The 24,900-nt window shown below is 47.5% G+C and carries 26 protein-coding genes; 9 read left to right on the forward strand and 17 right to left on the reverse strand.

Annotated elements, in window-relative coordinates:
• Positions 1-2: 2 nt before the first annotated feature.
• Together RIF25_RS15760 and RIF25_RS15765 are read right to left on the reverse strand one after the other, a co-directional pair.
• The gene (locus RIF25_RS15760; protein ID WP_322879475.1) at positions 3-1,211 is read right to left on the reverse strand and encodes an ImmA/IrrE family metallo-endopeptidase; all 1,209 of its coding nucleotides are present in this window, start codon (positions 1,209-1,211) and stop codon (positions 3-5) included.
• Entirely contained in the window at positions 1,208-1,510 is a 303-nt protein-coding gene (locus RIF25_RS15765) for a type II toxin-antitoxin system HigB family toxin (RefSeq protein ID WP_322879476.1), read from the reverse strand. Before RIF25_RS15765 ends, RIF25_RS15760 begins: the two co-directional genes overlap by 4 nt.
• A 213-nt stretch (positions 1,511-1,723) precedes the next feature.
• Between RIF25_RS15765 and pcrA the strand changes: the two genes are divergently transcribed.
• Complete coding sequence (gene pcrA, locus RIF25_RS15770) at positions 1,724-4,078, forward strand: DNA helicase PcrA (protein WP_322879477.1); 2,355 nt, start codon at positions 1,724-1,726, stop codon at positions 4,076-4,078.
• A gap of 293 nt (positions 4,079-4,371) precedes the next feature.
• Here pcrA and psb30 read toward each other — a convergent pair whose 3' ends face one another.
• Positions 4,372-4,491, reverse strand: a complete 120-nt coding sequence (gene psb30, locus RIF25_RS15775) for a photosystem II reaction center protein Ycf12/Psb30 (protein WP_015123076.1) — start codon at positions 4,489-4,491, stop codon at positions 4,372-4,374.
• Positions 4,492-4,562: 71 nt separating this feature from the next.
• On the opposite strand from psb30, the gene RIF25_RS15780 reads away from it, so the two are divergent.
• Positions 4,563-4,916, forward strand: coding sequence for a YkgJ family cysteine cluster protein (locus tag RIF25_RS15780; RefSeq protein WP_322879478.1), 354 nt, complete (start codon positions 4,563-4,565; stop codon positions 4,914-4,916).
• Between the two features lie 13 nt (positions 4,917-4,929).
• On the forward strand, positions 4,930-5,688 hold the full coding sequence (locus RIF25_RS15785; RefSeq protein WP_322879479.1) for an ABC transporter ATP-binding protein: 759 nt from the start codon (positions 4,930-4,932) through the stop codon (positions 5,686-5,688).
• A 29-nt stretch (positions 5,689-5,717) separates the two neighbouring features.
• Here the strand turns inward: RIF25_RS15785 and RIF25_RS15790 are convergent, their stop codons facing one another.
• The 5 genes from RIF25_RS15790 to RIF25_RS15810 form a co-directional block, all read right to left on the reverse strand.
• Positions 5,718-6,695: a stage II sporulation protein M gene (locus RIF25_RS15790; RefSeq protein WP_322879480.1), complete on the reverse strand. Its 978-nt coding sequence runs from the start codon at positions 6,693-6,695 to the stop codon at positions 5,718-5,720.
• 41 nt (positions 6,696-6,736) lie between these two features.
• Positions 6,737-7,132 (reverse strand): hypothetical protein, encoded by a 396-nt coding sequence (locus RIF25_RS15795; protein ID WP_322879481.1) that lies wholly within the window; start codon positions 7,130-7,132, stop codon positions 6,737-6,739.
• Positions 7,133-7,242: 110 nt separating this feature from the next.
• Complete coding sequence (locus RIF25_RS15800; RefSeq protein ID WP_322879482.1) at positions 7,243-9,009, reverse strand: hypothetical protein; 1,767 nt, start codon at positions 9,007-9,009, stop codon at positions 7,243-7,245.
• Positions 9,010-9,197: 188 nt separating this feature from the next.
• On the reverse strand, positions 9,198-10,352 hold the full coding sequence (locus RIF25_RS15805; RefSeq protein WP_322879483.1) for a glycosyltransferase: 1,155 nt from the start codon (positions 10,350-10,352) through the stop codon (positions 9,198-9,200).
• 217 nt (positions 10,353-10,569) lie between these two features.
• Positions 10,570-11,682 (reverse strand): PepSY-associated TM helix domain-containing protein, encoded by a 1,113-nt coding sequence (locus RIF25_RS15810; protein WP_322879484.1) that lies wholly within the window; start codon positions 11,680-11,682, stop codon positions 10,570-10,572.
• Positions 11,683-11,709: 27 nt separating this feature from the next.
• Between RIF25_RS15810 and RIF25_RS15815 the strand changes: the two genes are divergently transcribed.
• Together RIF25_RS15815 and RIF25_RS15820 are read left to right on the forward strand one after the other, a co-directional pair.
• The gene (locus RIF25_RS15815; protein WP_322879485.1) at positions 11,710-11,994 is read left to right on the forward strand and encodes a BrnT family toxin; all 285 of its coding nucleotides are present in this window, start codon (positions 11,710-11,712) and stop codon (positions 11,992-11,994) included.
• On the forward strand, positions 11,978-12,304 hold the full coding sequence (locus tag RIF25_RS15820) for a hypothetical protein (RefSeq protein ID WP_322879486.1): 327 nt from the start codon (positions 11,978-11,980) through the stop codon (positions 12,302-12,304). The genes RIF25_RS15815 and RIF25_RS15820 overlap by 17 nt, the downstream gene beginning before the upstream one ends.
• A 62-nt stretch (positions 12,305-12,366) precedes the next feature.
• On the opposite strand, the gene RIF25_RS15825 is transcribed toward RIF25_RS15820, so the two are convergent.
• From RIF25_RS15825 to RIF25_RS15855, 7 genes are all read right to left on the reverse strand, one after another.
• Entirely contained in the window at positions 12,367-13,446 is a 1,080-nt protein-coding gene (locus RIF25_RS15825; RefSeq protein WP_322879487.1) for a TonB-dependent siderophore receptor, read from the reverse strand.
• 186 nt (positions 13,447-13,632) lie between these two features.
• Entirely contained in the window at positions 13,633-14,160 is a 528-nt protein-coding gene (locus RIF25_RS15830; protein ID WP_322879488.1) for a TonB-dependent siderophore receptor, read from the reverse strand.
• Positions 14,161-14,243: 83 nt separating this feature from the next.
• Positions 14,244-15,362 carry a PepSY-associated TM helix domain-containing protein gene (locus RIF25_RS15835; RefSeq protein WP_322879489.1) on the reverse strand — a complete coding sequence of 373 codons (1,119 nt, stop codon included), beginning with the start codon at positions 15,360-15,362 and terminating at the stop codon, positions 14,244-14,246.
• Positions 15,363-15,375: 13 nt separating this feature from the next.
• The gene (locus tag RIF25_RS15840; RefSeq protein WP_322879490.1) at positions 15,376-17,970 is read right to left on the reverse strand and encodes a TonB-dependent siderophore receptor; all 2,595 of its coding nucleotides are present in this window, start codon (positions 17,968-17,970) and stop codon (positions 15,376-15,378) included.
• A 58-nt stretch (positions 17,971-18,028) separates the two neighbouring features.
• Complete coding sequence (locus RIF25_RS15845; protein WP_322879491.1) at positions 18,029-18,331, reverse strand: TonB-dependent receptor plug domain-containing protein; 303 nt, start codon at positions 18,329-18,331, stop codon at positions 18,029-18,031.
• An 84-nt stretch (positions 18,332-18,415) separates the two neighbouring features.
• The gene (locus RIF25_RS15850; protein WP_322879492.1) at positions 18,416-18,826 is read right to left on the reverse strand and encodes an ExbD/TolR family protein; all 411 of its coding nucleotides are present in this window, start codon (positions 18,824-18,826) and stop codon (positions 18,416-18,418) included.
• Positions 18,819-19,478 (reverse strand): MotA/TolQ/ExbB proton channel family protein, encoded by a 660-nt coding sequence (locus RIF25_RS15855; protein ID WP_322879493.1) that lies wholly within the window; start codon positions 19,476-19,478, stop codon positions 18,819-18,821. The genes RIF25_RS15850 and RIF25_RS15855 overlap by 8 nt, the downstream gene beginning before the upstream one ends.
• A gap of 257 nt (positions 19,479-19,735) precedes the next feature.
• Between RIF25_RS15855 and RIF25_RS15860 the strand changes: the two genes are divergently transcribed.
• The 3 genes from RIF25_RS15860 to RIF25_RS15870 all read left to right on the forward strand — a co-directional run bounded on the left by RIF25_RS15860 (position 19,736) and on the right by RIF25_RS15870 (position 22,879).
• Positions 19,736-20,530 carry an energy transducer TonB gene (locus RIF25_RS15860; RefSeq protein WP_322879494.1) on the forward strand — a complete coding sequence of 265 codons (795 nt, stop codon included), beginning with the start codon at positions 19,736-19,738 and terminating at the stop codon, positions 20,528-20,530.
• A gap of 216 nt (positions 20,531-20,746) precedes the next feature.
• Positions 20,747-22,402 carry an iron uptake porin gene (locus RIF25_RS15865; protein WP_322879495.1) on the forward strand — a complete coding sequence of 552 codons (1,656 nt, stop codon included), beginning with the start codon at positions 20,747-20,749 and terminating at the stop codon, positions 22,400-22,402.
• A gap of 63 nt (positions 22,403-22,465) precedes the next feature.
• Positions 22,466-22,879 carry a RidA family protein gene (locus tag RIF25_RS15870; RefSeq protein WP_322879496.1) on the forward strand — a complete coding sequence of 138 codons (414 nt, stop codon included), beginning with the start codon at positions 22,466-22,468 and terminating at the stop codon, positions 22,877-22,879.
• Positions 22,880-23,365: 486 nt separating this feature from the next.
• Here the strand turns inward: RIF25_RS15870 and RIF25_RS15875 are convergent, their stop codons facing one another.
• Complete coding sequence (locus RIF25_RS15875; RefSeq protein ID WP_322879497.1) at positions 23,366-23,704, reverse strand: hypothetical protein; 339 nt, start codon at positions 23,702-23,704, stop codon at positions 23,366-23,368.
• Positions 23,705-23,962 (reverse strand): hypothetical protein, encoded by a 258-nt coding sequence (locus RIF25_RS15880; protein WP_322879498.1) that lies wholly within the window; start codon positions 23,960-23,962, stop codon positions 23,705-23,707. It lies immediately after the preceding gene.
• A 280-nt stretch (positions 23,963-24,242) separates the two neighbouring features.
• Between RIF25_RS15880 and RIF25_RS15885 the strand changes: the two genes are divergently transcribed.
• Positions 24,243-24,638 carry a hypothetical protein gene (locus RIF25_RS15885; RefSeq protein WP_322879499.1) on the forward strand — a complete coding sequence of 132 codons (396 nt, stop codon included), beginning with the start codon at positions 24,243-24,245 and terminating at the stop codon, positions 24,636-24,638.
• Positions 24,639-24,900 lie beyond the last annotated feature (262 nt).

The following is a 24,900-nucleotide window of genomic DNA, read 5'->3' on the forward strand; positions in this document are numbered from 1 at the left end:
ACTTAAGCAAAGAGAGTTCGGACTTGTCTGTGTCCTACAAGCTGGTTAAACAAATGATAATTGTTGGTCAATTTACGAATACGACCGGCGACAATCGCTGGGTGAATTTGTAGTCTATTTGCAAATTCCTTAATGTCAACAATACTTGAATGCTCAGTTATACGGCTAGCAGCCCATAAATCATTAGGGATTAGTTGTTCGGAAGCCCAGCCATCTGCCTCTAATTCTTTTGGCTCATTTTTTGGATCAGCAATACTTAAGTCCTCAAGATAGGAATCAGTTGGCTCAAACTCTAGGTGGAGGGCTTGATGCGCTAATTCATGAAATAAACAAAACCAAAAGTTATCAATCCGGTCATATCGCAAGGTTAAACCAATGACAGGTGTGCCATCGGATAGCCTTAGGGCTGCACCATCAAGATGAGTTTGAGGAAGATGAGGTAAATAGATTAAATGAATTCCATTTCGAGCTAGAAATTCCTGAGCTAAACGCGGCCCCGATTCTGACCAACTCAGTCGCACTAATTGTTGCATTAACTCTGGAGTAAGAGAACCTGGCCTATAAGATGTGGGTAAGGAAGTTTCACGCGCCATTGCCAGTAGCTGAAATGCCCATGCTTTAAGCGCATAACTGTCTGTTTTACTACGGATGTGGCTATTCTTGCGACAAAACATAGTACTGACAGAACTATAACCACCCGCCCGTTCGATCAAATCCCGCATAAGTTCTTCGGCTTTACCTGAAAAGTCTGATTCAATCCATTTCTGTTTCGCCATAGCCGGAAGTGGAAACTTCGACCAGTCAACATTTTGGGGGTTCTCGGGCAAAGTTGCATCTGGCTCCTGTAGCAAAACGTCAGCGGGAATGCCTAGCCCTTGGTGCAAGTTACGGATCATCTGAAGGCTGAGAGAACGTTTACCCGAGAGAACTTCAGATACTTTTGAACGGCTACCAATAAAGGGAATTAGATCGCGCTGACTCAATTCCTGTTGTTCCATACGGAAGCGAATGGCTGAGATCGGGTCAGGCAGGCCAATCGGATAGTGCTGATTTTCATAATTCTCAACCAATGTGGCCAAGACATCCAGGGCATCGGCTTCAGGAGTCCCAGGCCCTGCGTCCATCAGCACAGCAATTTGCTCAAGGGCTGCGTCATAGTCAGCTTCAGACTTGATCGGCTTAATTGGGATAGGGTTCGTCATCGTAGTCATATTGTTTCCGGGTCTATTTTGTCGTATTCCTTGTGAGTGCCAATAAAGCGAACATAGACAATCTGAGTGTTGAAGTGGATTTTGACGACTAGGTGATATTTATTACCGGCAGTATTAAAGATAATTCGTCCATTCTTGAGGACACTGGCACTCTTATATTTTTCTTTGACATCGGCTGGGCTGTTCCATTTTGCGTGTTTGACCTCCTGATACCAGGCCTCTAAGGGCGAGCAAGCATCGGCATAGTTTGGGTGTTGTTCCCAAAAGGCGACTAAGGTTTTTCTGGAGATGATCCGCATGACTACAGGCTAATGTTGAGGAACACGCGCCCTTGTCGCAGGCTCACTATATCCAGTGTAATCAAGTAGTCCCAAAATGGGAACATTTTCATGAATTGTCAATTTGGAATCACAGGCTTAAACATGGAGTGATGGTGAGGATAGTTGGATTGGGGCGGCCATACTGAACCTTCTACAATAGATAAATGTCCATTTTCCAGGCCCTGCTGCTCTATGTCTCGTGACTTTCTTGCTGGTTTGAACCCCTCCCAACGCCAGGCCGTGCAGCATTTTTGTGGGCCGTTGTTGGTGGTGGCGGGGGCCGGCTCTGGGAAAACTCGCACCTTAACCTTTCGGATTGCCCACTTAGTCCAAGAGCATCGCATCAACCCGGAAAACATTTTGGCGGTCACGTTTACGAACAAAGCGGCCAAGGAAATGAAAGAACGGATTGAGAAACTCTTTGCCCAACAAGCCGCTTTAGAAAAATATAACCGGGCCTGGGATGATTTAAGCGAGGCTGAACAAAAACGGGTGCGCTCCCTGGTTTATCGGAGTCAAATTAAGCCCCTGTGGGTGGGGACGTTTCATAGTTTATGTGCGCGGATTTTACGGTTAGAGATTGAGAAATATCAGGATAGTCAAGGGCGGAAATGGCAGCGGAATTTTACGATTTTTGATGAGTCCGATGTTCAGAGCTTAATTAAGGAAATCGTCACGGTTAAACTCAATCTGGATGATAAGAAGTTTGACCCGCGCTCCGTCCGCTACAAAATCAGTAATGCCAAAAATCAAGGCTTAACTCCGGCAGAATTGGAACGGCAACAACCCAACTACAACGGGCGAGTCATTGCGGAAGTTTATAACCACTATCAGGATCATTTGGCGGCTAATAATGCCCTAGATTTTGATGATTTAATTTGGGTTTTGGTTCAACTACTGCAACAAAATGAACAGGTTTTAGCTTACTGGCATCAACAATTTAGCCATATTTTAGTCGATGAATATCAGGATACGAACCGCACTCAGTACGATTTAATTCGGCTCCTAGTCACCAATGGGGAATCTACGCAGCAGTTTAATCATTGGCAAAATCGCTCAGTATTTGTCGTGGGGGATGTGGATCAATCCATTTATTCCTTCCGTTGTGCTGACTTCACAATTTTAATGAACTTCCAGGCCGACTTTGGCGATGGCTTAGCCGATGATGACACCCGGACAATGGTGAAATTAGAGGAAAACTATCGTTCCGTTGCCAATATTATTACTGCCGCCAATGCCCTAATTGAAAACAACACGGAACGCATTGATAAAGTGCTCAAGGCTACCCGCCCCGAAGGAGATGCGATCTACTGCCACCAGGCCGGGACAGAAATTGAGGAAGCGGAATTTGTCACCCAACAGATTTATCAACTGGGCAGTCGCAGTTTAGAACCCAACTGGGGCCAATTCGCCATCCTATATCGCACCAATGCCCAATCCCGCCCGATTGAAGAAGCTCTGGTGCGCGCCCGGATTCCCTATACGGTTGTTGGCGGCTTACGATTTTATGACCGCAAAGAAATTAAAGACATTCTCGCCTATCTCCGGTTGTTAGTGAATCCCAGTGACACCGTGGGCCTCAAGCGAATTATCAATGTTCCCCGCCGGAGCATTGGCAAAACCACCCTAGACCGCCTCAGCCAGGCCGCCCAGGAGTTAAATATGCCGCTGTGGGAGTTGTTGACGGATAAAACTTCGGTGCAAACCCTTGCTGGGCGGGCCAGTAAAGCGATTTTAGATTTTGTCGCCATGATTCAAAGCCTCCAGGCCCTGCTGCCCGCAAAAACTGCATCTGAGATGGTGCAACTGGTGATTGAGCAATCGGGCTATCGGCGGGATTTAGAAAACCAAGGGACGGATGAAGCCTTAGATCGCCTCCAAAACATCTCAGAACTGGTCAGTGCCGCCTTGCAATTTGAGGAAGAAGGAGATGAAACCGGCCTGGAAGCGTTTTTAGCCAGTGCTGCTCTATCTTCAGACCTGGATAATCTTGAAGAAGGGCAATCGGCGGTTTCCCTCATGACGCTCCATTCCTCCAAGGGCCTGGAATTTCCAGTGGTGTTTTTAGTGGGCTTAGAACAGGGTTTATTCCCCAACCATCGCTCAATTAACGATCCCCTCTCGTTGGAAGAAGAACGGCGGCTGTGCTATGTGGGACTGACAAGGGCCCAAGAACAACTTTTTCTCTGCCAGGCCCAGGAACGGCGGCTTTACGGCCAACGGGAATCCACCATTCCGTCCCAATTCCTGAGTGAGTTACCTGCTGAGTTGTTAACGGGTTCGGTTCGCAAACTCCGCCGCTCCGCCGCAAGCTCCAAATCGATCCCCTCTAAAGCCACCCCAAGGGCGATCCCCACTCCCAGTCGCCCCAATCCTCCCCAACAGTGGACAGTGGGCCAAACTATCATTCATCCCGCCTTTGGTGAGGGACAAGTCACCCATATTTTTGGTTCTGGCCCCAAGTTATCCTTAGCAATTCGCTTCCCCGGTCTGGGGCAGAAGGTCATTGATCCGCAAGTCACTCGATTACAGGTTAGAGAATCCTAGGAACGCAATCTATCTTCATTTCGATAAAGAATGGGACATTAGGCAGCACAATATAATTTGTAATTTTGGTTTTTTTACCTGGATTCGCACTTGTTTATGTAAGACCTGCATTAACTTGTTAATACAGCTGTCCCCTCGCCACTGCTTGTCAGGAATTATTAAAACCGTAATACCTCCTATGCTAAAAGCATTGATAGCTCAGAGTTAATAGGAGGTCAGGCTAGTTTAATTTTTAATCCCAAAGACTGAGAGAACCTGGTTTTGGCTTAATATGTAAAATATGTAAAGAAGTATTACAGGTTTCCACGCCGGGCAGCCAAGAGAAAAATCACCACAGGCCCAGCTATGGCAATCATCCCAATCATGGTGAGTTGGGCGATGACTTCAAAGTTGATGTTGCTTAAGAATCCCATAGATACTCCAAAGGTACAGCGGCAGTGCAAATAATCATTATTCTAAAGCAAGGGTGGCCTGGAGATAATTAATGGCAACGTGGCGATGTATGTCAGGCTGTGGGGCCTGCTGTTATCTGGATCCAGAAGAGCGGGCGGATGTGCAAGACTATCTCAGCCCGGAAGAATGGCAACAATACCTGGGCCTGGTCAGTCCCAATGGTTGGTGTATTCACTACGATTCCCAAACTCGTAAATGTAATATCTATGAAAATCGCCCCCGTTTTTGCCGCGTCTCCCCAGAGCTATTTACGGAACTTTACCAAGTCACAGCCGCAGAATTTAACGACTTTGCCATTGATTGTTGCCGGGACTTTATTGCCGATGAATACGGGGAACAAAGCCTCGAAAGCCTGAAATATGAACGGGAAATCTTAACAGCCTAGAGGAGTCATTCCCATGCAAACCAGCCCTGCCCCCCTGACGGCCCCGCCTCGCCCACCGGACAAGCAACATTTAATTCGCCTTGAAGATATTGCCAAAATCTATGGCAGTGGCGAAGCAGAAGTACGGGCCCTCAATGGCGTGAATCTGACCATCAAGACGGGAGAATATTGCGCCATCATGGGAGCCTCTGGATCGGGGAAATCCACGATGATGAACATTATTGGTTGCTTGGATCGCCCCAGTAGTGGCTATTACTACCTAGATGGGGAAGATGTGGCCCAAATGTCCGATACAGAACTGGCCCATGTCCGCAACCGGAAAATTGGCTTTGTCTTTCAGCAGTTCCATCTTCTCCCCCAGGCCAGTGCCTTAGACAATGTAATTTTGCCGATGATTTATGCCCAAGTTCCCCCATCCGAACGGCGGGAGCGCGCAATTAAGGCCTTGGAAAAAGTTGGCCTCGGACATCGCCTCCAAAACAAACCTAATCAACTGTCCGGGGGACAACAGCAGCGGGTAGCCATTGCCCGAGCCATTGTCAATGAACCCCTGCTAATTTTGGCTGATGAACCCACAGGCGCACTGGACAGTCAAACCACCCAGGAAATTCTCAACATCTTTGGGGATCTCAATGCGGCGGGGATTACGGTGGTCATGGTGACTCACGAAATTGAGGTGGCCCGGGCAACCCAACGTGTGGTCTGGTTTCGGGATGGCCTGGTCTTAAATGATCACCTCGACCCCCACAGCATGGACACGACTTGGCATTAAATCCCTGAATTAAATATCCCGAAGACTAGCTAGGGGCCTGGGGTAGGGTTAGATTGGGGCAAAGGCCAAAAGCAGTAAAGCAATAATGCCACCAAGAGAATGATTCCCACCAGATACTTCAGGCCATCGGGTATCGCTGGATTTGGGGAGAAAAAGCCCTCAATCAACCCAGCAATCACAAGCATTGGCACCACTCCGAACATTAATTGAGCCGCCAGTTGCCCCTGTTGTTTAAGGGCTAATAACCGAGAACGACGGCCGGGGAAAATCAAGGCCTGGCCTAAAAGTAAACCCGCCGCCCCTGATAAAAAGATGGCCGGTAACTCCAAGGCTCCATGAGGAAAAACAAAGGCCCAAAAGGGATAAGCCAGATTATGTTGGCCCACCAGAGTCGCAATTGCGCCAATATGCAGGCCGTTATACCAAAGAATGAAGAGGGTTCCCAGGCCCGCGAAAATCCCCCCGGCCAAGGCACTCAAGGTAACACTAATGTTATTGGTCATAATTTGGCTCGAGGCCAATGGCTCAACTCCGACAATTGACCCCATCCAGAGTTTGCCCTCTTCTTGTACAAGTCGAATAATGTGTTCTGGGATCACCAGTTGCATAAAAGCCGGATCTTGCCAGGTATAGCACCAGCCCATATAAATCCCCAGGCCAAAAATCAAAACAGCCGCCAAAATATAGGCCCAACTGGCCTGGACGGTCTGGGGAAACCCCTGCTGATAAAAGCGAATAATCTCCTGCCCATCTTGTCGCTGCCGTCCTTGATAGACCTGGCTATAGCCCCGCCGGACTAAATCTTGGAGGTAGTCTGTCACCCCAATTCCCAATTGCCGCGTTTGGGCCCGCGCTAAATCGGCACTGGCGAGGCGGTATAAACTACTGAGTTGACGAATATCCCGAGCAGATAGGGTTTTAATCCCATTTTTCTCGGCCTGGTGGAGCAGTTTTTCCAGGCTTGCCCAATGTACCTCTTGCCGCACTAGCCAACGTTGGACATCCATAGAGAAAGTTCCAATACAAACTGCAATTGACCGAGTCAAGTCTAATCCGGCAAAGACTCATTTAATCCCAAGGTGCGCTCAATCACCTCAATCCGCTCTCGGAGATTGTGGAGGAGGCCGGAATGGCTTAACCGCACCGCGGCTAACTGTTCTCTGAGCCGATCATATTCTTGGGGAACTGAGTTGCGAATATTCACTAATTCCCGCCCTAAAGAAGTAATCCGTTGATTTAAGTCATTGATCGGTTCTGGGAGAGTCGGCTCAGAAATATGCTCCAAAACAACGACATCATCAAAATACTGCTCAAGAATATGGATAACGGCGGCATCCAGGCTAGGGAGATTGTACTGGGCTTGATGGGCCTGGAGGTTTTGGATCAGTATTGGTGAGAGGGTGTTGTAGAGGCTTTGTTCCCCAGGGAGATCAGTGGCGGCCATGGGTGCTTGGGTTCCTCAGGTTGAGTACAGGGATAAAAACAACGGGTTGATGAGGGACTCAAAATCAATGAATCACTGTGATTATTTTAGCTAGGAATCGAAAGAAAACTCTAAATAGCCCCATTGGCGGGTGGGGGAACCGTTGGGGGAGGAATCAGGATCCGTTGCCAGGCCTCGATTTGACGTTGGGCGGCTCCATAGAGGGGGTGATTGGCCGGAATTAGTTGGGCCGTTTCAATGGCCTGGGCCAGATCCTGGCTGGCTAGGTCTTGGGCGGATTGGAGAATTTGGTTCCCCCATTGGAACAACAGTTGATCGGCCTGGGAACGGAGGGGGCTTTGGGGAGGGACTTGGTTGACCGTTTCTATGGCCAGGGCCAAGGCCGCGGGGGTTCCGAGTTGGGCCTGGGCTTGGGCTTGTTGTAACCAGGCCGGGCTGGGGTCTTCCGGGGTGGGTGACGGAGACATTGGGGCAGGTTGGGGGAGCCAGGCTTTGAGCCGGTTTTGGGCTTGGGCATAGAGGGCACGGCCGGGACGAATCCGTTGGAGGAGAATCATGGCTTGTTGAAGGGTGGCGGGGGTTCCCAAGCGAGCTAGGGCCTCGGCCTGATCCAGGATGGGTTGATCTTCTTGGGTTTGAATCTCGAGTCGCCACTCTCGTTGTTGGGCTGCTAGCTGTGATTGCCGAAATGAACTGCCAAGGGGGGCCGTTTGCAGGAGGTTACTGGCAGTTATTAGGTCAGGGGGACGGCCGGATTGAGCCACCTGTTGGGCCCGGGCCAGGATTTGGAGAACGTGCAGATCATTTTGCCATTCTTCAATTAAGGTTTGGGCCAGGTCATGGAGAGGACTGGTGCGAGAGAGGCCCCGAGCCTGTTGAATGGCCGTAGGAATATTTTCCCCCATTCCCATTTGAGCGAGTTCAGTGGCGGTTGCGAGGCGAATCAACTCCTGGGCCTGCCCCCAAGCGGTGGAGATATTGGCGGGAATGGCCTGAGCTGCGGCCTGGGCTTCTTGGTAATCACCTTGGCGGAGCGCGTCTTCACTGAGAGCGACCAAATCCTCACTAATCTGGGTAATCAGCTTCATGGCCCCTGGGTAAATATCCCCGTTGGGTTTGACCTGCTCGATGATTTCTAGGGCTGCAATCAGATTTTCCCGTCCACCCCGAGCCATTAACCGCCGCGCTTCCCCCAATTTGCGATCTTCCCGTTGGACTTGAATAATTCGCTCCCCTAAGGCTTGGGCTTGGACATCAGACCAATAGCGACAATCTACGTCAATGAGCTTTAAGGAAATATAAAAGGCTTCTCGCCAGTCCAAGTTGCGGAGGGCAGTCTCGGCCTGGTTATAAATCCGTTGTCCCTGTTCCCAAATCGTTTGCCAGCGGTCAAGGCGTGATTGGACTTGGGCATAGACTGCGGCATGGGGAGAAATTTCGCGGGCAAACTTCACGGCTCGGTCATAGTCTCCGGCTTGGAAACTGGCTTCGGCTAGATCAAGGGCTTGGCTTGACCAGGCCTGGAGGCGGCGGTTAATTTCCGGGGCCAGGGGATGATCGGCAGGGAGGACATCTACTAAGTTAATGGCTTCGATAATCCCTTCCAGGGTTTTAGTGTCAGCGGCTTCTTGGGCGCAATAGAGGCGAAATGCTGCGGACGCAAAGGGCCAAAAGACATAGCTACAGTTCCCAGGGGAATTAGGTTGCCGCAATAACCAGGCCCCAGACATTCCGCCAATTCCTATCGCAACCAGCACTGCCCAAGGGCCCCAACGATACCAAGGCCAACGCCAAGGCAGTTTTGGCAATGACTGAGCGCGCCCCGATTCGGCCTCTAGTTGGTGATCTTCATCTTTTACTTGCCGGAGTGGATCCATGCCGCACTCAAGAGATTAGCGATAGGTGAGAGAGAGTTAAAACCAGATAATAAATGTGTCAGGAAATCATGGCCATTGTACTGATCTAGAGTAGGGCTAAGGGATCTGGTCAATGCAGAATGGCTGGGCCAACAACCATGTCTCCATCTGTACCTAACCTAACTTGGCCTAAATTGGGGAATGGGTCTTTACATCTCGTAGGTTCTCCCCTTCCAGGCCCCCCCCTGTCCAAGCCAATGCCGTCGGGCTGAATCAAAGGTCATCAAATTATATAAAAAGGCAATTCCTGGTAAAGCAAAACTCCAGGCCCAGCCGAGGTGATAGAGCCGAATTGTGGGCGTGTAAGCAATCGCCATCAAGGCCCAAGTTAACAAAGCCAGCAGCAGCACCAGCCAATGTCCCGTCACCAGACCCCAGATCACCCCCAACGGTGCCATCAGATAGACCAAGGTCATTCCCACCAATGTCCCTGCCAATAGCCACGGTGAATAGTTCAATTGCGTATAGGCGGTGCGGGCGACCATATTCCAAATGCTAGCTAAATCTGGATAGGGGCGTAAACTAAGGGTCGTTGAACTTAAGCCCAGCCAAATTCGATAGCCTTGGTTTTTGAATGCCGCCGCCAAAGAGCAATCATCAATCAAGGCCTGGCGAATGACTTCAATTCCCCCCACTGCCTGTAAAGCCTGGTTCTCCAGCAAAATACAGCCCCCAGCCGCCGCCGCCGTTTTCCGTTGCGGATTATTCACCCAGGGAAAAGGATAAAGCTTCTGAAAGAAAAAGATAAAGGCGGGAATGAGTAATTTCTCCCAAAAGCTTTGACAGCGCAGTTGCACCATGAGGGAAACAAGGGCTAGGTGTTCCGTTGTCGCTTTTTGAACTAGTTCCCGTAAATTCGTAGGGCTGTGGGCAATATCCGCATCGGTGAGTAATAGGTATTGGGGTTGACGGGTCTGGGCCGCTTTAATTCCCTGCTCTAAAGCCCAAAGCTTTCCCGACCAACCTGGGGGTAAGGGAGTCCCCGTAATAATTTTAAGTTGAGCCGATTTATTTAGAGTCGCGGCCGTGGCCTGGGCAATCTGACTCGTTTCATCCTGGCTTTGATCATCCACTAAGACAATCTGCCACTCCCCTGGATAATCTTGGTTCAACAATGAGGTGAGGGAAGTGGCCATCACATCTGCTTCATTCCGGGCCGGAATAATGACTGTGATCGCTGGCCAGGCCGGGGGGACTAAGGGGGGTGTGGTTAGCTGTTGATCTGCCCGCCAAAAGTTTCCCCAAGCCAAAAGTAACACCAGCCAAATGAAGAGTGACAAACTCACCAGGCCAAGGCTCACCATGGGATAGAGACCCCAACAACGAACACCGTCATGGACACCATTTTCTCCACCACTCAGTATTTATTCACTATACCTAGCATCAGCCTTGAGCCTTAACTACGGTAGAGGAAGGGCAGGCCAATCCTCCCAGCCAAGGTTAGGGGCCGTCAACTCGAGTGGGGTGATCCGCTTTTGAAACAGACTCGCCGCCAAAGCCTTGTGGAATTCATTAAGACTGTCAGGTGGACAGCGGCCGATGGACTTTTACTTTACGGCGATGCCAAAACATGATGAATCCGGTTAGCAACAGAATGACGGGCAGTAGTCCAATCAATACATAGAAAATTCGAGTTGTCATGCCGCCAAACGTGCCATAGTGAACGGGGCCAAACTGATTAATAATCGCTTCGGCAGTGGATGGATTTAAGCCATTTTTGACATTGAGAATTTCCCCAGTATATTGATTAAGTTGAATTCTGGAACGACCATTACTAGAGCTTTCTCCTGGTTGCTTAAGGTCAACTCTCAGCGGTTCATCACTATACAGCCCTAGGTATGTAATTCTGGCGTTTGGAAATACAGCGTTGGCTTTTTGGACAAGAATATCAAGGGGCAAGGGTTGTTGATTGGGTTGGGTTGAAAGAGCCGCTGGCTCTGGTTTTGGGCTGAAGGTGAGGGCATAAATGGCATCGTTGACTTTGGCCTGGGGAATATTCCAAGCAAACCCCGTAAAGCCAATCAGAATTAGGAAAATAGCGGCAACAATACCAGCCACTTTATGAACATCAAAATTCCGGCGGCGAATATGGGAGTGCCACTTGATCCGAAACCCAGCGATGAGTTTGCGCCAGCCCGGCCAAAGGACAACTCCGGTAATGGCAATCAAGACGGTGAGTAATGCCACAATGCCCATAATGATAGTGCCAATATCTCCGGCTGAGAGCTTGTAGTGGAGATCATAAATGCGGCCAACCCAACTAGTTTCCCACTCTCTAATCCCCAAAATTTCCCCCGTATATTGATTAACCCAGGCCTGCCAGTAATATTCTTTTGCATCTCCGAGCCAGGCCATATAGGGTTGAGTGGGGCTATCACTAGGGACAATGCCATCCAGATAAAAGTTTTTACTGGTAGCGAAGGCTTCTAGGGACTGCTGAATTGTCGTGAAGGAGATCGGGGTATCCCTAGGGATCAAAGAGCCAAATCGCTGAGTTAGAATTGCGGCATCTATCTCATGCCAGAAAACAAGAATACTTCCAGTTACTCCAGCAATACAAAGCAAAATCCCGACCACTAAACCCAAGGAGCGATGGGCATAGAAAAAGAAATGACGGATAGTTTTACGATTCATTGTTATTCCTTGACTAAGAATTAGATTATGGACTCACTACAATTTGAATGGGATGACTCAAAAGCCAAAGTAAACCTCAAAAAGCATGGAGTTGATTTTGATGAGGTGGCCACTATTTTTTGCGATCCTTATTACTTAGAGGATTATGATGAAGCACACTCTGATCAAGAAGATCGGTTTAAGATTATTGGTATGTCAAGGGATGGGCGTGTACTAATTGCTATCTATATTGAACGAGAGGGGCGAATACGCATTATTAGTTCGAGAGCGGCAACTAAACAGGAGCAGGAAATTTATGAATCCCAAATTTGAGCCGGAAGAAGTTAATGATATGTTGAACGAATATGATTTCAGTAAGGCCAGGCCTGGACGATATCGAGGCTTTCGAGGCCTATTGATTCGGGTTTTGGATGATGGACGGGAGCAAACGATTGACTTAGAACAGAACAATAAAAGCATTAGCTTGTCTCCTAAACAAATTAAACTAATCATTGAGGCTTTAGAGTACCGGATTAATGCAAACCCAGAGCAACTGCAAAAACACGAAGTTGAGGTGACTAAAGATTCAGGGATAAATTCAGAGTTAATAGCTCTAACGTCACTGCTAGAAAAACTAAACTAGCTTTGTCAATAGAGGGATATTGAATTGTTTTACGATTCATGGGTGTTCCTCAAATCAAGATATTAAAAACGAATGGTGGCAGTTCCCAGAACTGTTAGGGGCGGTTGCGGATAAATGAGAAAACCTTGGGTGTTGTAATATTCCACATTGTTCAGGTTTTTAATGTTGAGGCTAAGTTGCCAATTATCACGCCGATAAAATGTTGATAAGTCAACTCGGAAATAACTCGGCAACGTAATATCACAGGTAAAACAACTAGCCCGATCACCCACGTAGTAAAGCCCCAAACCAAAGCCCAATCCTTTCACTGGGCCATCTTGAATCTCGTAGGTACTAAAGAAACCAAATTGGTTATAAGGCACTCCCGCCAAACGAGAGCCAATTGGAATCGTCGTATCTTGACTGACATAGGCATCGGTGTAGGCATAGGAAAGAATCAAATTCCAACCGGGCAGGGGGCGGCCGGTAATGTCAAATTCAAACCCTTGACTCTTCTGTTCACCCGTGGCAATACTAAAGTCTGGGTTGTTGGGATCTGTAGTCAAGACATTTTGCTTAGTAATGTCATAAAAGGCCAAAGTTGCCGCTAGTTGGTTTGGAATAATTTCCCCTTTAACCCCCACTTCAAACTGCTGCCCATACTCGGGATCAAAGGGTTCGCCGGATTGACTAACACTGAAAATTGCCGGATTGTAGGATGTCGAATAACTAAAATATAACGATACGGGTTGAACGGGCTGATAAACAATCCCCAGCCGTGGTGTAAAGGCAGAAATATTTGAGTCATTGTAGGTAAAATCATTGTCCAGGTCTCTGTAAAATGTATTAGAAAGATCAAACCGTCCCCCCACAAGGAGCTTAAGATTATCCAAAAGAGTCATCTGATCTTGAAAATAGAGACCAATATTATTAACGCCATACAGCTCATTCAGTTTAAAGAGTAGTTCTCCCCGTTCTCGGTTATAAACTGGATTGAAAAGATTGATCGATGTTGCCTGAACGTTAGTCAGATCGTATTGATAGCTTTGACGAAAAACATCGAGTCCAAATAGTAGCTGATGAGAGATCGGGCCAGTAGTTAAATTACCAATGGCCTGGGGCTTAATATAAGTATCCAAAAGTCGATATGAAAATTGACCCATCTCATTCATGGCATATAGCAGTCCGTCTTGTTTTGTGAGAATGACTGATCATCAGAAGCCTTGGTAAAGAATCCCCCTTCCTTGAGGTTAGGATGAAACAAAAACTTTGCAGGGATAGATAATTCTGGACTACTCTCACGAATGATTACTGTTTATTGGGGTGACAATGTCAATGCAACTGAAACATTAAAAATCAATTCTAAATGTACCACTGACTGAAAAAGGTCGGCCTGGATCAAGAGCAAGTCGATAATCAAAAGTTGCATTTTTGATGTAGTTAACATCAAAAAGGTTTTCAAAATTTAACTGAACCCGCCAGTTATCACGTCGATAATACAATGCAGCATCAGTTCGAAAATAGCTTGGGAGAATGAAGGAATTGTCTAGATCACCATATCTATTGTCAATGTAGAATAGGCCCAAACCAAATCCCAATCCCTTAGCTGCACCCTCTTGAAGCTCATAGGTTGACCAGAGTGTAAATTGATTAGGAGGAACATTTGGAATCTTATTATTAACGATACTAGTCGTATCCTGACTTACAAATGCATTCACATAGGCATAACCACCCGTCAAGTTCCAACCGGGTAAAACTTCCCCACCTATATTGATCTCAAATCCATTACTAGTCACTTCTCCAGTCTGAAGAGTCAGAAGTGGGTTAAAGGGGTCTGATGTTTGCACATTCTGTTTGCGAATGTCAAAAGCAGCCAATGTTAGGGGCCGTCAACTCAAGTGGGGTGATCCGCTTTTGAAACAGACTCGTCGCCAAAGCCTTGTGGAATTCATTAAGACTGTCAGGTGGACAGCGGCTGATGGACTTTTACTTTACGGCGATGCCAAAACATGATGAATCCGGTTAGCAACAGAATGACGGGCAGTAGTCCAATCAATACATAGAAAATTCGAGTTGTCATGCCGCCAAACGTGCCATAGTGAACGGGGCCAAACTGATTAATAATCGCTTCGGCAGTGGATGGATTTAAGCCATCTTTGATATTGAGTATTTCTCCGGTGTAGGGGTTAAGATCGACCGATGAATTGCCAAAATGAGAATTTTCCCCAGTTTGCTTAAAGTAGATTGAGGCTGGCTCTGTCTCGGTGTGTGGGGAGTGGAGAAAAGTAATCCGGGCTTCTGGAAATTGAGACTGGGCTTGCTGGGCTAAGACTCCAAAAGAAAGGGGCTGTTGGTTGGCTACGGGAGAGATGACCGGCGGCTCAGATTTTGGGCTGAAGGTAATAGCATGAATCGCATCATTGACTTTGGCTTGGGGAATATTCCAGGCAAACCCGGTAAAGCCAATCATAATTAGAAAAACAGCCGCAACAATTCCAGCAACCTTGTGAACATCAAAATTACGACGACGAATATGGGACTGCCACTTAATCCGAAACCCAGCGATGAGTTTGCGCCAACCCGGCCAGAGGACAATCCCAGTGATGGCAATAAAAACTGTTAGGAGGGCCACAATGCCCATAATGATGGTGCCAGTATCCCCGGCTGATAGCTTGTAGTGGAGGTCATAGATACGCCCAACCCAACTGGTTTCCCATTCCCTAATCCCTAAAATTTCCCCAGTATATTGATTGATCCAGGCCTGCCAATGGTGATCCATGTCATCTTCAAGCCAGGCCTGGTAGAACTGGGTGAGACTACTACTAGGGGCAATGCCATCAAGGTGAAAGTTTTTGCTGGTTGCTAGGGCTTCTAGGTTCTGCTGTATTTTGGTGAGGGAGATGGGGGTATTTGTTGGAATCAGAGAGCCAAAGTGCTGAGTTAAAATTGCGACATCAATCTCATGCCAGAAAACTAAAATACTTCCAGTTACACCAGCAATACACAGCAAAATTCCAACAACTAAACCAAGAGTGCTGTGGATATAGAAAAAGAAATGGCGAATAGTTTTACGATTCATTAGTGTTCCTCTACTAAAAGCGATAGGAAAAAGATCCAATCATGGCAAAGGGCTGGCCTGGTTCAAGTCCGCCCTCATTTCCAGTTAAGGCTTGAATATATTGAGCGTTCCCGAGATTTTTGAAATTCAATGCAATCCGATATCGATCTCGCTGATAGAAAATTGCAGCATTGCCAATGAAGTAATCACCCACTGTAAAGTTATTTTGTAGATTGCCGTAGCGATTGCCCACATAATTAAAACCAGCACCAAAGCCCAAGCCTTGAAGCGGCCCCGATTGCAATTCATAGGTCATCCACAAACTGGCGGAATTGTAAGGAACTCCAAAAAACTGATTACCCACAAGAGATGGATCTGTATCAGCCGTTACACGGGCATTAATGTAGGCATAGGAACCTATAATTTTTAATCCAGGTAAAATCTGTCCAGTCACATCAAATTCAAATCCCTGGCTTTGTTGTTCTCCAACAGCCGCTGAAAACAAGAGGTTGGTTGGGTCGGCAGTTACCACATTTTGCTTTGTGATGTCGTAGTAGGTCAGGGTTGCCAATAAGTTTTCCTGAAAGAGTTCAGTCTTAATTCCAAATTCAAACCCCTGGCCTCGTGTAGGCGGTAAAGGTTGACCACTGGCCGACACGGCACCAATGTTGGGACTAAATGATTGAGAGTAGTTAGCAAATAGAGAGAGTTCAGGCATTGGGCGATAAAGAAGACCAAACCGAGGAGTAACAGCATCATCTGTTTGTTCTGATGCCCCACCTTGAATAAAAGCGGTTTGAACATTGGTTGTTTTCTGAGTCACGGTGTCATACCGTAAGCCAGCCACCAAAATCAAATTCTTTAAAAATGACACTTGATCTTGCAGATAAATACCTAAACGGTCGGCACTATTGAGTGTGTTACCAAACAGGGGCAGTTGAGACCGACTTGGTTTGTTGGCTAAATCATAATCGGGGTTAAAGATATTCAAGATCGAAGGGCCACCAAATACGGTAATAATCCGATCTTCAGCCCGATTTAAGTCAACACCCAATAGCAATTCATGTTGGACAAAGCCCGTAGCAAATTTGCCGACTGCGCTAGTGGATAGGGAATAGGAATTTTGATCCCCATCTTGATCAGCATAAAAGCGAATGACTTCTGGCCCAAGAACAATAAACGGCAAGGCAACTACGCTGTAATCATAGCTGTAACTGAGATATCGAAACCCATTCCGAATTTTCCAGTTATCGTTAAAGCGATGCTCAAAGCTGTAGCCCATGTTGGTGAAAGTTGTAGCAATCGTGTCATTAGGATCGTTGATTACCCGCGTATAGGGAATTGGAGCAACACCACTACCAAATTGGGTAATGCCAAAGTCTGCCGGGCCATTGCTGTTGATGTATTCAATGGAAAACTCAACATCGGTACGATCATCAATTTTGCCAACGAGGACTGGAGCAATGGAAAATCGTTCTTGGGCATTGTCAAAACTCCTAAAACTCCACTCATTTTGGTAAACTCCATTGACACGATATAAAGCAGAGCCATTGGGAGTCAGAGGGCCAGACAGGTCAAAACGGGGACGGACTAAGCCAAAATTTCCGGCTTGGAGTTCTAATTCTGCAAATGGTTCAGTCGTGGGCCTTTTTGAGACGAGGTTGATCACTCCACCTGGCTCAATTTGTCCAAACAGGATTGAGGATGGCCCTTTCAGAACTTCAACGCGTTCTAAGTTTGCTAATTCGGGAATGGGTTCAAAACCGCCATAAATCCGAAATCCATCGCGTAATACGGGCGCGCCTGCTGAAAACTGATTTCCAAATCCACGAATACTAAAGGTTGCTGACCGTCCCGCATTTGTGCCTGCATCAATCACTGAACTAACGTTTATGACAGCCTCTTGAATTGTGATGGCCTGTTGAGAGCGAATCACATCTTGGGGGACAACTTGGACGGAAAAGGGAGTGTTGATGATGGGGGTATCGGTTCCCAGAGCAGTGCTGGCATTGGGAACAAAGAATCCACTAGCTCCTTCTGCTGTAACGACAATTTCAATCCCATCTTGGGCAATATCTGGGGCAGGAGTCGGGCGAACTTGCTCGGTTTGGGGGGTAGAAATGGGCGTTTCTGTTAACCCAACAACTGCGATCAGTTGGCCCTCTGCCTGTTGAAACTGAACTGTGGGTGTGCCGTCTTTCCCAACAACAACGACTTCGATTGTGTTATCAGGGCCCGGTTTAACTAGGACAGAAGTAATAGCAGCAGTGGGATTATCTTGTTGAAATTCAGTTTGATTAGGCAGGTTTAATTGGGCATTTTGGATCGTGGCGGTGAGGGTTGTGCCCTGTTGCTCGGTCGTAACTTGAAAGTCGGCTCCCCCAGGCAAGTTAAAGAGAATTTGAATCCCGGTTTCTGTCGGCTGAACTTCAACGCCCGTAATTTGACCGACTGTGGCCTGGGCTAGTTGGGGGGTCGGGGAAAGGGCTTGGTTAATGTGCCACTGTTCCTGGGCCTGGAGCCATTCTTGGACTGTTTGAGCGGGTTTGGTTTCACTGGCTAAGGCAGACTCCAAGGGAATTGCAAGAGAAGCCAACAAAAAAATAGGAAAATTTTGCATTAATTTCATAAAAAAAACTCCTGACACACCAAAAATTAAGACTCACAACAAACCATGAAAAATTTAGCTATCGCTGTCTCCCTAAAGGCACGACACCCGGAACCGTTTGTAATGCGCCTCCAAGCGTGGTTACATTACGATCCTTGATGACTGGCTGAGGAACAACTTGAATTGAAAATGGCACGTCTCGAATTGGGGTCTCTGTTCCCGTCGCAGCGGATGAGTTGGGGACAAAATACCCTTGCATATTCTTTTCTGTTTCTGTTGCTGAAATTTTAGCCCCATCTTGGATCATGCAAGGAAGGAGAACCGGGCAAACTTCAGCCAAGGCTACTTCAAAGGGAATGGCAACAGCGCCGAGGATCAACATTGGGTAACTTCCGATTAATTTCATAAAAAACTCCTCACACACCTAGATACTGAAAATTAGATAAAAATCTAACTAGAAATTAAGCTAGTTATTGCCAGATTTGCGCGTAGAAATCGCTAACTGGACATTTTTGATTTGCCGCAACTCATCCATGACTGCAATCACGGTGCCATGTTCAACCGCAGTATCTGCCCGGACAATCACCAGTTGATTAGCAGTAGCCGTTTTTAAGCCAACAATCCGAGCTTGCACTTGGGCAATTTCTACCCCATCCCCATTTATAAAAATGTTGCGATTGCGATCAATGGTGACAGTAATTGGATTGTTGGGCTGAGTTTGGGTTGTAGTGGCCTGGGGAAGCTTAATATCAATCCCATCAGTCCGACTTAAGAATAAGGACGCAATAATGAAAAAAGCAAGCACCGAAAACACAACATCAATCATCGGGACAATATTAATTTCATCCCCATCCTGCTCATCCTCCAACCTAAACATGGTGTAGTTCTCCTGGAGTCAGGCGTTCACTGTAGAGAACTTCCAACTGTCCCAAAGATTCTTGAATAAAGGCCAGTTGGCGGCGATAGAAACTCCGAAATAGGTTAGCAAACAGCAAGGCAACAATAGCCACCACCAGGCCCATGACGGTTGACACCAAGGCCTCACTCACCCCACCTGTGACTCCGGCTACTTGCGTCCCATCAAAATTCCCTAAAGATAAAGAGCTAAAGGCCCGCATTAGTCCCAAAACTGTTCCCAGGAGTCCCAACAACGGTGAGACCGCGATCACAGTGGTAAAGACCGTGCTAAAGCGACGCAAAATGGGTAGCTCGGCCTGGGCCGCAGACTCCAAAATCGTGTGCATTTGAGTAGGACTCAGGTGTTCATGGTTATAGCTGAAGCCGAGGGCCCGAGTAAAAATTCGACAGACGGGTAAATCACGATGGCTTGTCAGGGTTTTCATCACCTGGCCTGGGTTTTCTTGGTAGTCAATTAAGACACGCCGGATCACCTTGGGCTGAATTGAATAAACTCTGAACCAGAAAATAATTCGCTCCACAGACAAAGCTACGGTCAAGATCGAAAACACGAGTAAGGGGTAGGCAACAATTCCCCCAGCCGCAAAAAAGTTAGTTGGTTCTGTGGCCATAGAATCAGATTTTCCTGCAAAATACTGAGAACTAATCCTATTAGCTAGTGAGAATTAATGTCAAGTATATTTTAGATTTTATTTATTTTTTACATATATATTTTTTATCTTATGTCTTAAAACCCTTTCCCAAGCTCAGTTGTAGAGATTTATACTTCAAAGTTCATCATATTGTTCGGATTAAATCTGACACTAATTTTCAAAAATAAGTATGCTAATATCATATTTCAATATGACAATGTTATTGATTTTGCGCCATGAATGATTTCGTGCTTTTGCTTGAGAGTCGCCACCGACAAGGGTTTTGGGCAGCCTGTGTAGCGGCATCAGTCCTTTTGCATGGGCTAGTTTTGGCTAATGCCGGGGCCTGGTGGCGGGTTTTACCTGAAGCAGAATCCCCAATTGCCGAGGTGATCATTTTGCCGGAGCCAGAACCAATACCCCAACCAACACAACCCATACCAGAAACCCAGCCCCCGCCGGAATTGCGACGGACTGAACTACCCAGGCCTCGCCCACAGCCACCCAGTCTCACACCAGCTTTACCCCAGCCTCAACCTGCACCTGTTCAACAACAATCTCGTCCACAACCCGCTGCGACCCCAGCCCCACCGAGTCACACGGCTCCATCTACCCCTGTAGAAAATGTAGCTACCCCATCAGAAGTCTCTGCACCTGCCCCCGCGTCCCCTGCAACTCCCAGTGTGCCGGTCTCTACCCCAGTGGCCGCTCCTCCCAGTCCACCGGCCCCGCAAGCTGTAGCTCCACCCGCTCCTAAACCAGTTGCCTCCCCCTCTGGCCGAGTTGCTTGTCAAAGTTGCCCCAGGCCTGCCTATCCGGGAGCAATGCGTCAAAAAGGAGTTGAAGGTCGGGTTGGTCTAGTGGTGGATGTCAGCCCAGGGGGAACGGTGGTCAGTGCCAGTATTATCCAGTCCAGTGGCTATCCTGAGTTTGACGAAGCTGCATTAAGAGCCGTTCGAGGTTGGGGGTTCACCAGAAGCGGTCAAGGTAAGCAGGGGTTGCCAGTATCGGTGCGGTTTGAACTCCAGTAATTGAACCCAGTGGGGGGGGATAGATGGCATCTGAAGATGGCCGCTATGTTAATTATGTTGAGCTGGCCTGGCTAATCACTGCTCTCGGATTTAGATACTTCTTCTGCCTTGATTTATCATTACATTGTGATTATAGTTAGAAAAATCGTCAATAAAATGCCAGTTAAAACTGGTCAAATTTGGTTAATTTCTTGAGTGTGCATGGAGTGAAAAGTAATGACAAAGCAGCAAGCCCTACCACTGGGTTCACTTTTGGGGGTGGTTCCGTTTTTATTGGCTGGCCAGGCCTGGGCTGGGGAAACCCTTGATCCTATGGCGACCTCTGGTCTGTCCCTACATCAGTCTCAGTCCGTTTTGCAATCTCAGTCTGTATCCCAGGCCCAGGTGACCTCTGTTTCCCAACTGTCTGATGTCCGTCCTACCGATTGGGCCTACCAAGCCCTGGCTTCCCTGGTTGAGAAATATGGCTGTATTGCCGGGTATCCAGACGGGACATTTCGGGGCAATCGGGCGGCGACTCGGTTTGAGATGGCCGCGGCCTTGAATGCCTGCTTGGATGTGGTGAGTGATCGATTTGCCACTAAAGAAGATTTAGCCACCGCCCAACGTCTTGCCCAAGAATTTGCGGCGGAATTGGCCACATTGCGCGGGCGGGTTGATAACCTCGAAGCTCGCACCAGTGCCCTCGAAGCCACCCAATTTTCTACTACTACTAAATTAACGGTTGATGCGCTGGTGGCCTTTCAAGCAGGGGGAGCCAGTGGCCCCATTGTCAATCCAGCCGATGGGATCACCCTTGGAGCAAGTCAGTATAATCCTACCGTTATTAGTCGAGTTGATATTAACCTAATCACCAGCTTTACCGGCGAAGATTTACTGATTACTACCCTGCAAACTGGAAACGGTGGGCTGGATAGTTTCTCTGCGGCGGGAATTGGCACAGGCGGGTTTATTAACTCGGGTGCGGTTGATTACGCGGGAGTTGGGCCGGCGGTCAATCTTTATCGCTTGGTCTATGAATTTCAGCCTGTGGAAGATTTGACTATTGCCGCTGGTGCCTTGTTCTTCCCCAGTGACTATATTGACGGCAACAGCTATGCCAACGACTCATTCCAAGATTTCAGTTCTGGTTTTTTTATTAATAACCGTTTGACAGTGGTGTTTCCGGTTGACGGGCCAGGTGGCTCTGGGGCAGTAGTGCAATGGAATCCGAATCAGGGGCCTTTTACAGTTCGAGGCTTGTACGTTGCGGCCAGTGCTTTTAATGCTAATAAAAATAATGGCCCCTTTCCGGGTATTCCTGGGGGCTTCTTTGGGGATCCCTACCAAGGTTCAGTGGAGTTGGAATATGCCGATACCTTTGGGGCAGAGGAGCAAAACAGTTATGCGGTGCGCTTGCAATATACCAATTCCAGCACCATTGATATTGCCCAAAATGCTGGGGGTTTGAACTTTGAAGTCAGCCTCGGACAATTTGGCTTCTTTGGGCGATATGGCTATTCCGGCGCAACCCTGTATGGGATTGGCAGTACCGTGGATGGTCTAGGGGGTTTTGATCTGTCTTCGATTGTTCCCGCTGGCACAACTCAAAACTTCACGGCCCAAACTTGGATGGCGGGCCTGGGCTACCGAGATTTGTGGATGGAAGGCTCTCTCTTGGCAGCGGCCGTTGGTCAACCGTTTATTAATAATTTACCTAGTGCTCCAGGGGTCAATGATAGTACCCAGACTAACTATGAACTCTTCTATCGGATTCCCGTTAGCGACAATATCAGCTTAACTCCGGTGTTTATGGCCGTCACCAATGCCAACAACATTGCCAACAATGCGCCTATTTTCCAGGGGCTAGTCCGAACAACCTTCTCCTTCTAGATAACCATAATATCCCACCGATCCTGGCCCTCAGTTCCGTGATAAGCTCCCAATCAAGATGCGATGAATGGTCATACCACCTTGAAAGAAATTATTCGGACTGATGCGGCTCCAGCCCCCCTTGGCCCCTATAACCAAGCGATTCGGGCCACAGGCTCATTGCTTTTTGTGGCTGGGCAGATCCCCTTAGATCCCAAGACAGGGGGCCTGGTTGGCGGAGATGACGTGGGGGCCCAAACTCAGCAGGTGATGGCTAACCTGGAAGCAATTCTTAAGGAGGCTGGCCTGGCCTGGGATAATGTGGTCAAAACAACGGTTTTCCTGGCCGACTTAGCCGACTTTGTGGCAATGAACGATGTCTATGCCCAATATTTTACTGAAGGTCATGCTCCGGCCCGGGCCTGTGTGGAAGTGGCACGGTTGCCTAAAGATGTGCGGGTTGAGATTGATTGCATCGCGGTTAGCCCCCAGGCCTGAGGCCATAACCTTGGATCAACAAAAAAGTCTTAACCGTCATTCAAACAAAGGGTCAAGGCTTTCTTCATTTTATTTGGTGGCGGGGTACTTCATCCGATTAAGGCCTGGAAGCATTGATATATAAAAATTCTTATTGAGACTACCTCATCGGTTACCCTCAAAAGTTGTTGCTTGTTTGAAATGAGAAGTAGAGTTTTTTAAAGTAATACTGGGGTTTATTGCCCTATCTTAGATGTTTCATCTGCCAGGCCCAGAACTGGTGTGGACGGTAAGGTGCGAGCCTTTATTTAGTTTTATAGCGTTACGCAGGCTGCTCTGAGAGAGTAAAAATGTCAAAAAGACTGTCCATCAAGCATTTTCTGACTTGTCCCCGTCTCACCTTAAATGAGTAACGCTATAGAAGTTTGAAGTCTCACTCAGATATGGGACGGTGACCAATGAAATTTAATTGTTTGCACTTCCCCAGGCTCTCACCTCGGTATTTTTTTAGGCACGGTCAAACCAGAGGACTTTAATCACCCCGCTACCGACCAACGTCACCAGGCCAACAATGAAGGCCCATAACCTCCCATCAGTAGAGCGTTGTTGAGTTCTAAGCTCGTTAACGTCATCCCGAAGCTCAGCGCGTAGTGCCTCGACCTTATCGTTAACAGCTTTGATTTCAGTCCGAACGGTATTAAATTGCTCATCGTTCTTAGCCTGGTTAACTCTGACTTCCAGAGTTAAGGCCTGGATGTCAGACTGCATAGACTCCACTGTGGTAGTTAGCTTATCCAGACCACGCAAAATAGCCGCTACTTCACCGGCTGTTATCGGTTCACTCATTTAGCTTCCTCCCTTGGGTTTATGCCCCCGCTTAGGTTTCACCATTTGGGGAACATCATCACCATTTGAACCTTGGTTCAATCCCTTTTCCACCTTTGTGGAAACACCCAGGCCAGACTGGGGAGAGTCTGAGGCTTGCTCCAAGGTTTGCCGATATAGCTTAATGGCTTGCCTCGCGTGGTAGCTGCGACCTTCAACAAAAGTATCTAGCCACTCCACATCTTCCGGGGTTAACCGTATTCCAATAGGCACGGTCACACCAGGCAAGTCAGGAGAATATCTGGGCTTTAAGTTCTTTTGACTAAAGGGATTGAGACCTCTACCCTTGGTCATACTCGCACCGCTAAACATTGATAAATATCATAGTGCATACTCAGTGCACTTATAAGCAGATGCCTTTAATTTCAATGTGCACCATAAGATAGCCTTATCTAAAAATGCTTATATTTCTTAGTGCACTTTGATATATTTGAAATTGTAAAGGGAAGGGCAACCGGCAAGTTCAAACCTTCCCGCACTCACTAGGAGCATCCCCATTATGATCACTAAATCTGCCTCTAACCTCATCTACAACGCCGCCCGGATCATGGGCAATAAGATCAAAGGTCTCGTGATTGAAGTCTGGGCCAACTGTGTTTATCTCCATGCTCAAGGCTTATTCTCTCGTTTTGCCTCTAAAAAGTCCTTCAAACAGCAATTTGTTGATTTTCGCAAAGAAGGGGCTGTTGGCCTGGAAGTTGTCAAAGTCCCCTTTGAATCCGGTGAGTACATGGTTAGCTCTGCCAGCAAAGATGGCTCCTACTTAATTCAGTGTTTAACCGATAAACTCACCTGTACTTGCCAAGATTACAGCGGATTCGATATTGGACTGGTACAGCTTAAGGTGCTACACCCCTGTTTTGAATTAGATTCAAGGCTTGAATGTACCAAATAGATGCCGAAAGTGCTGTATCAAGCCCAATCTGCCGCTATGACCAAGGCTTGTTGTAAGCACTGCTACGCCACATTGAACCATCTTAGTTATAGCTCCTTAGTCAATTATATCAACGCCTAAAACACAATCAGGGATTGCTTTATAGCTTATGTTAGTTAACAGGAACAAACGTTAAAATCAGGGTAGAACCCTAAAGGTAATGATAGACTTGGAAAAATCAAAGCTGAAGTCACTTGCATCCTTAATCTATGCCTGAATGTCC

Source organism: Pseudocalidococcus azoricus BACA0444 (assembly GCF_031729055.1).
Classification (GTDB): Bacteria; Cyanobacteriota; Cyanobacteriia; order Thermosynechococcales; family Thermosynechococcaceae; genus Pseudocalidococcus; species Pseudocalidococcus azoricus.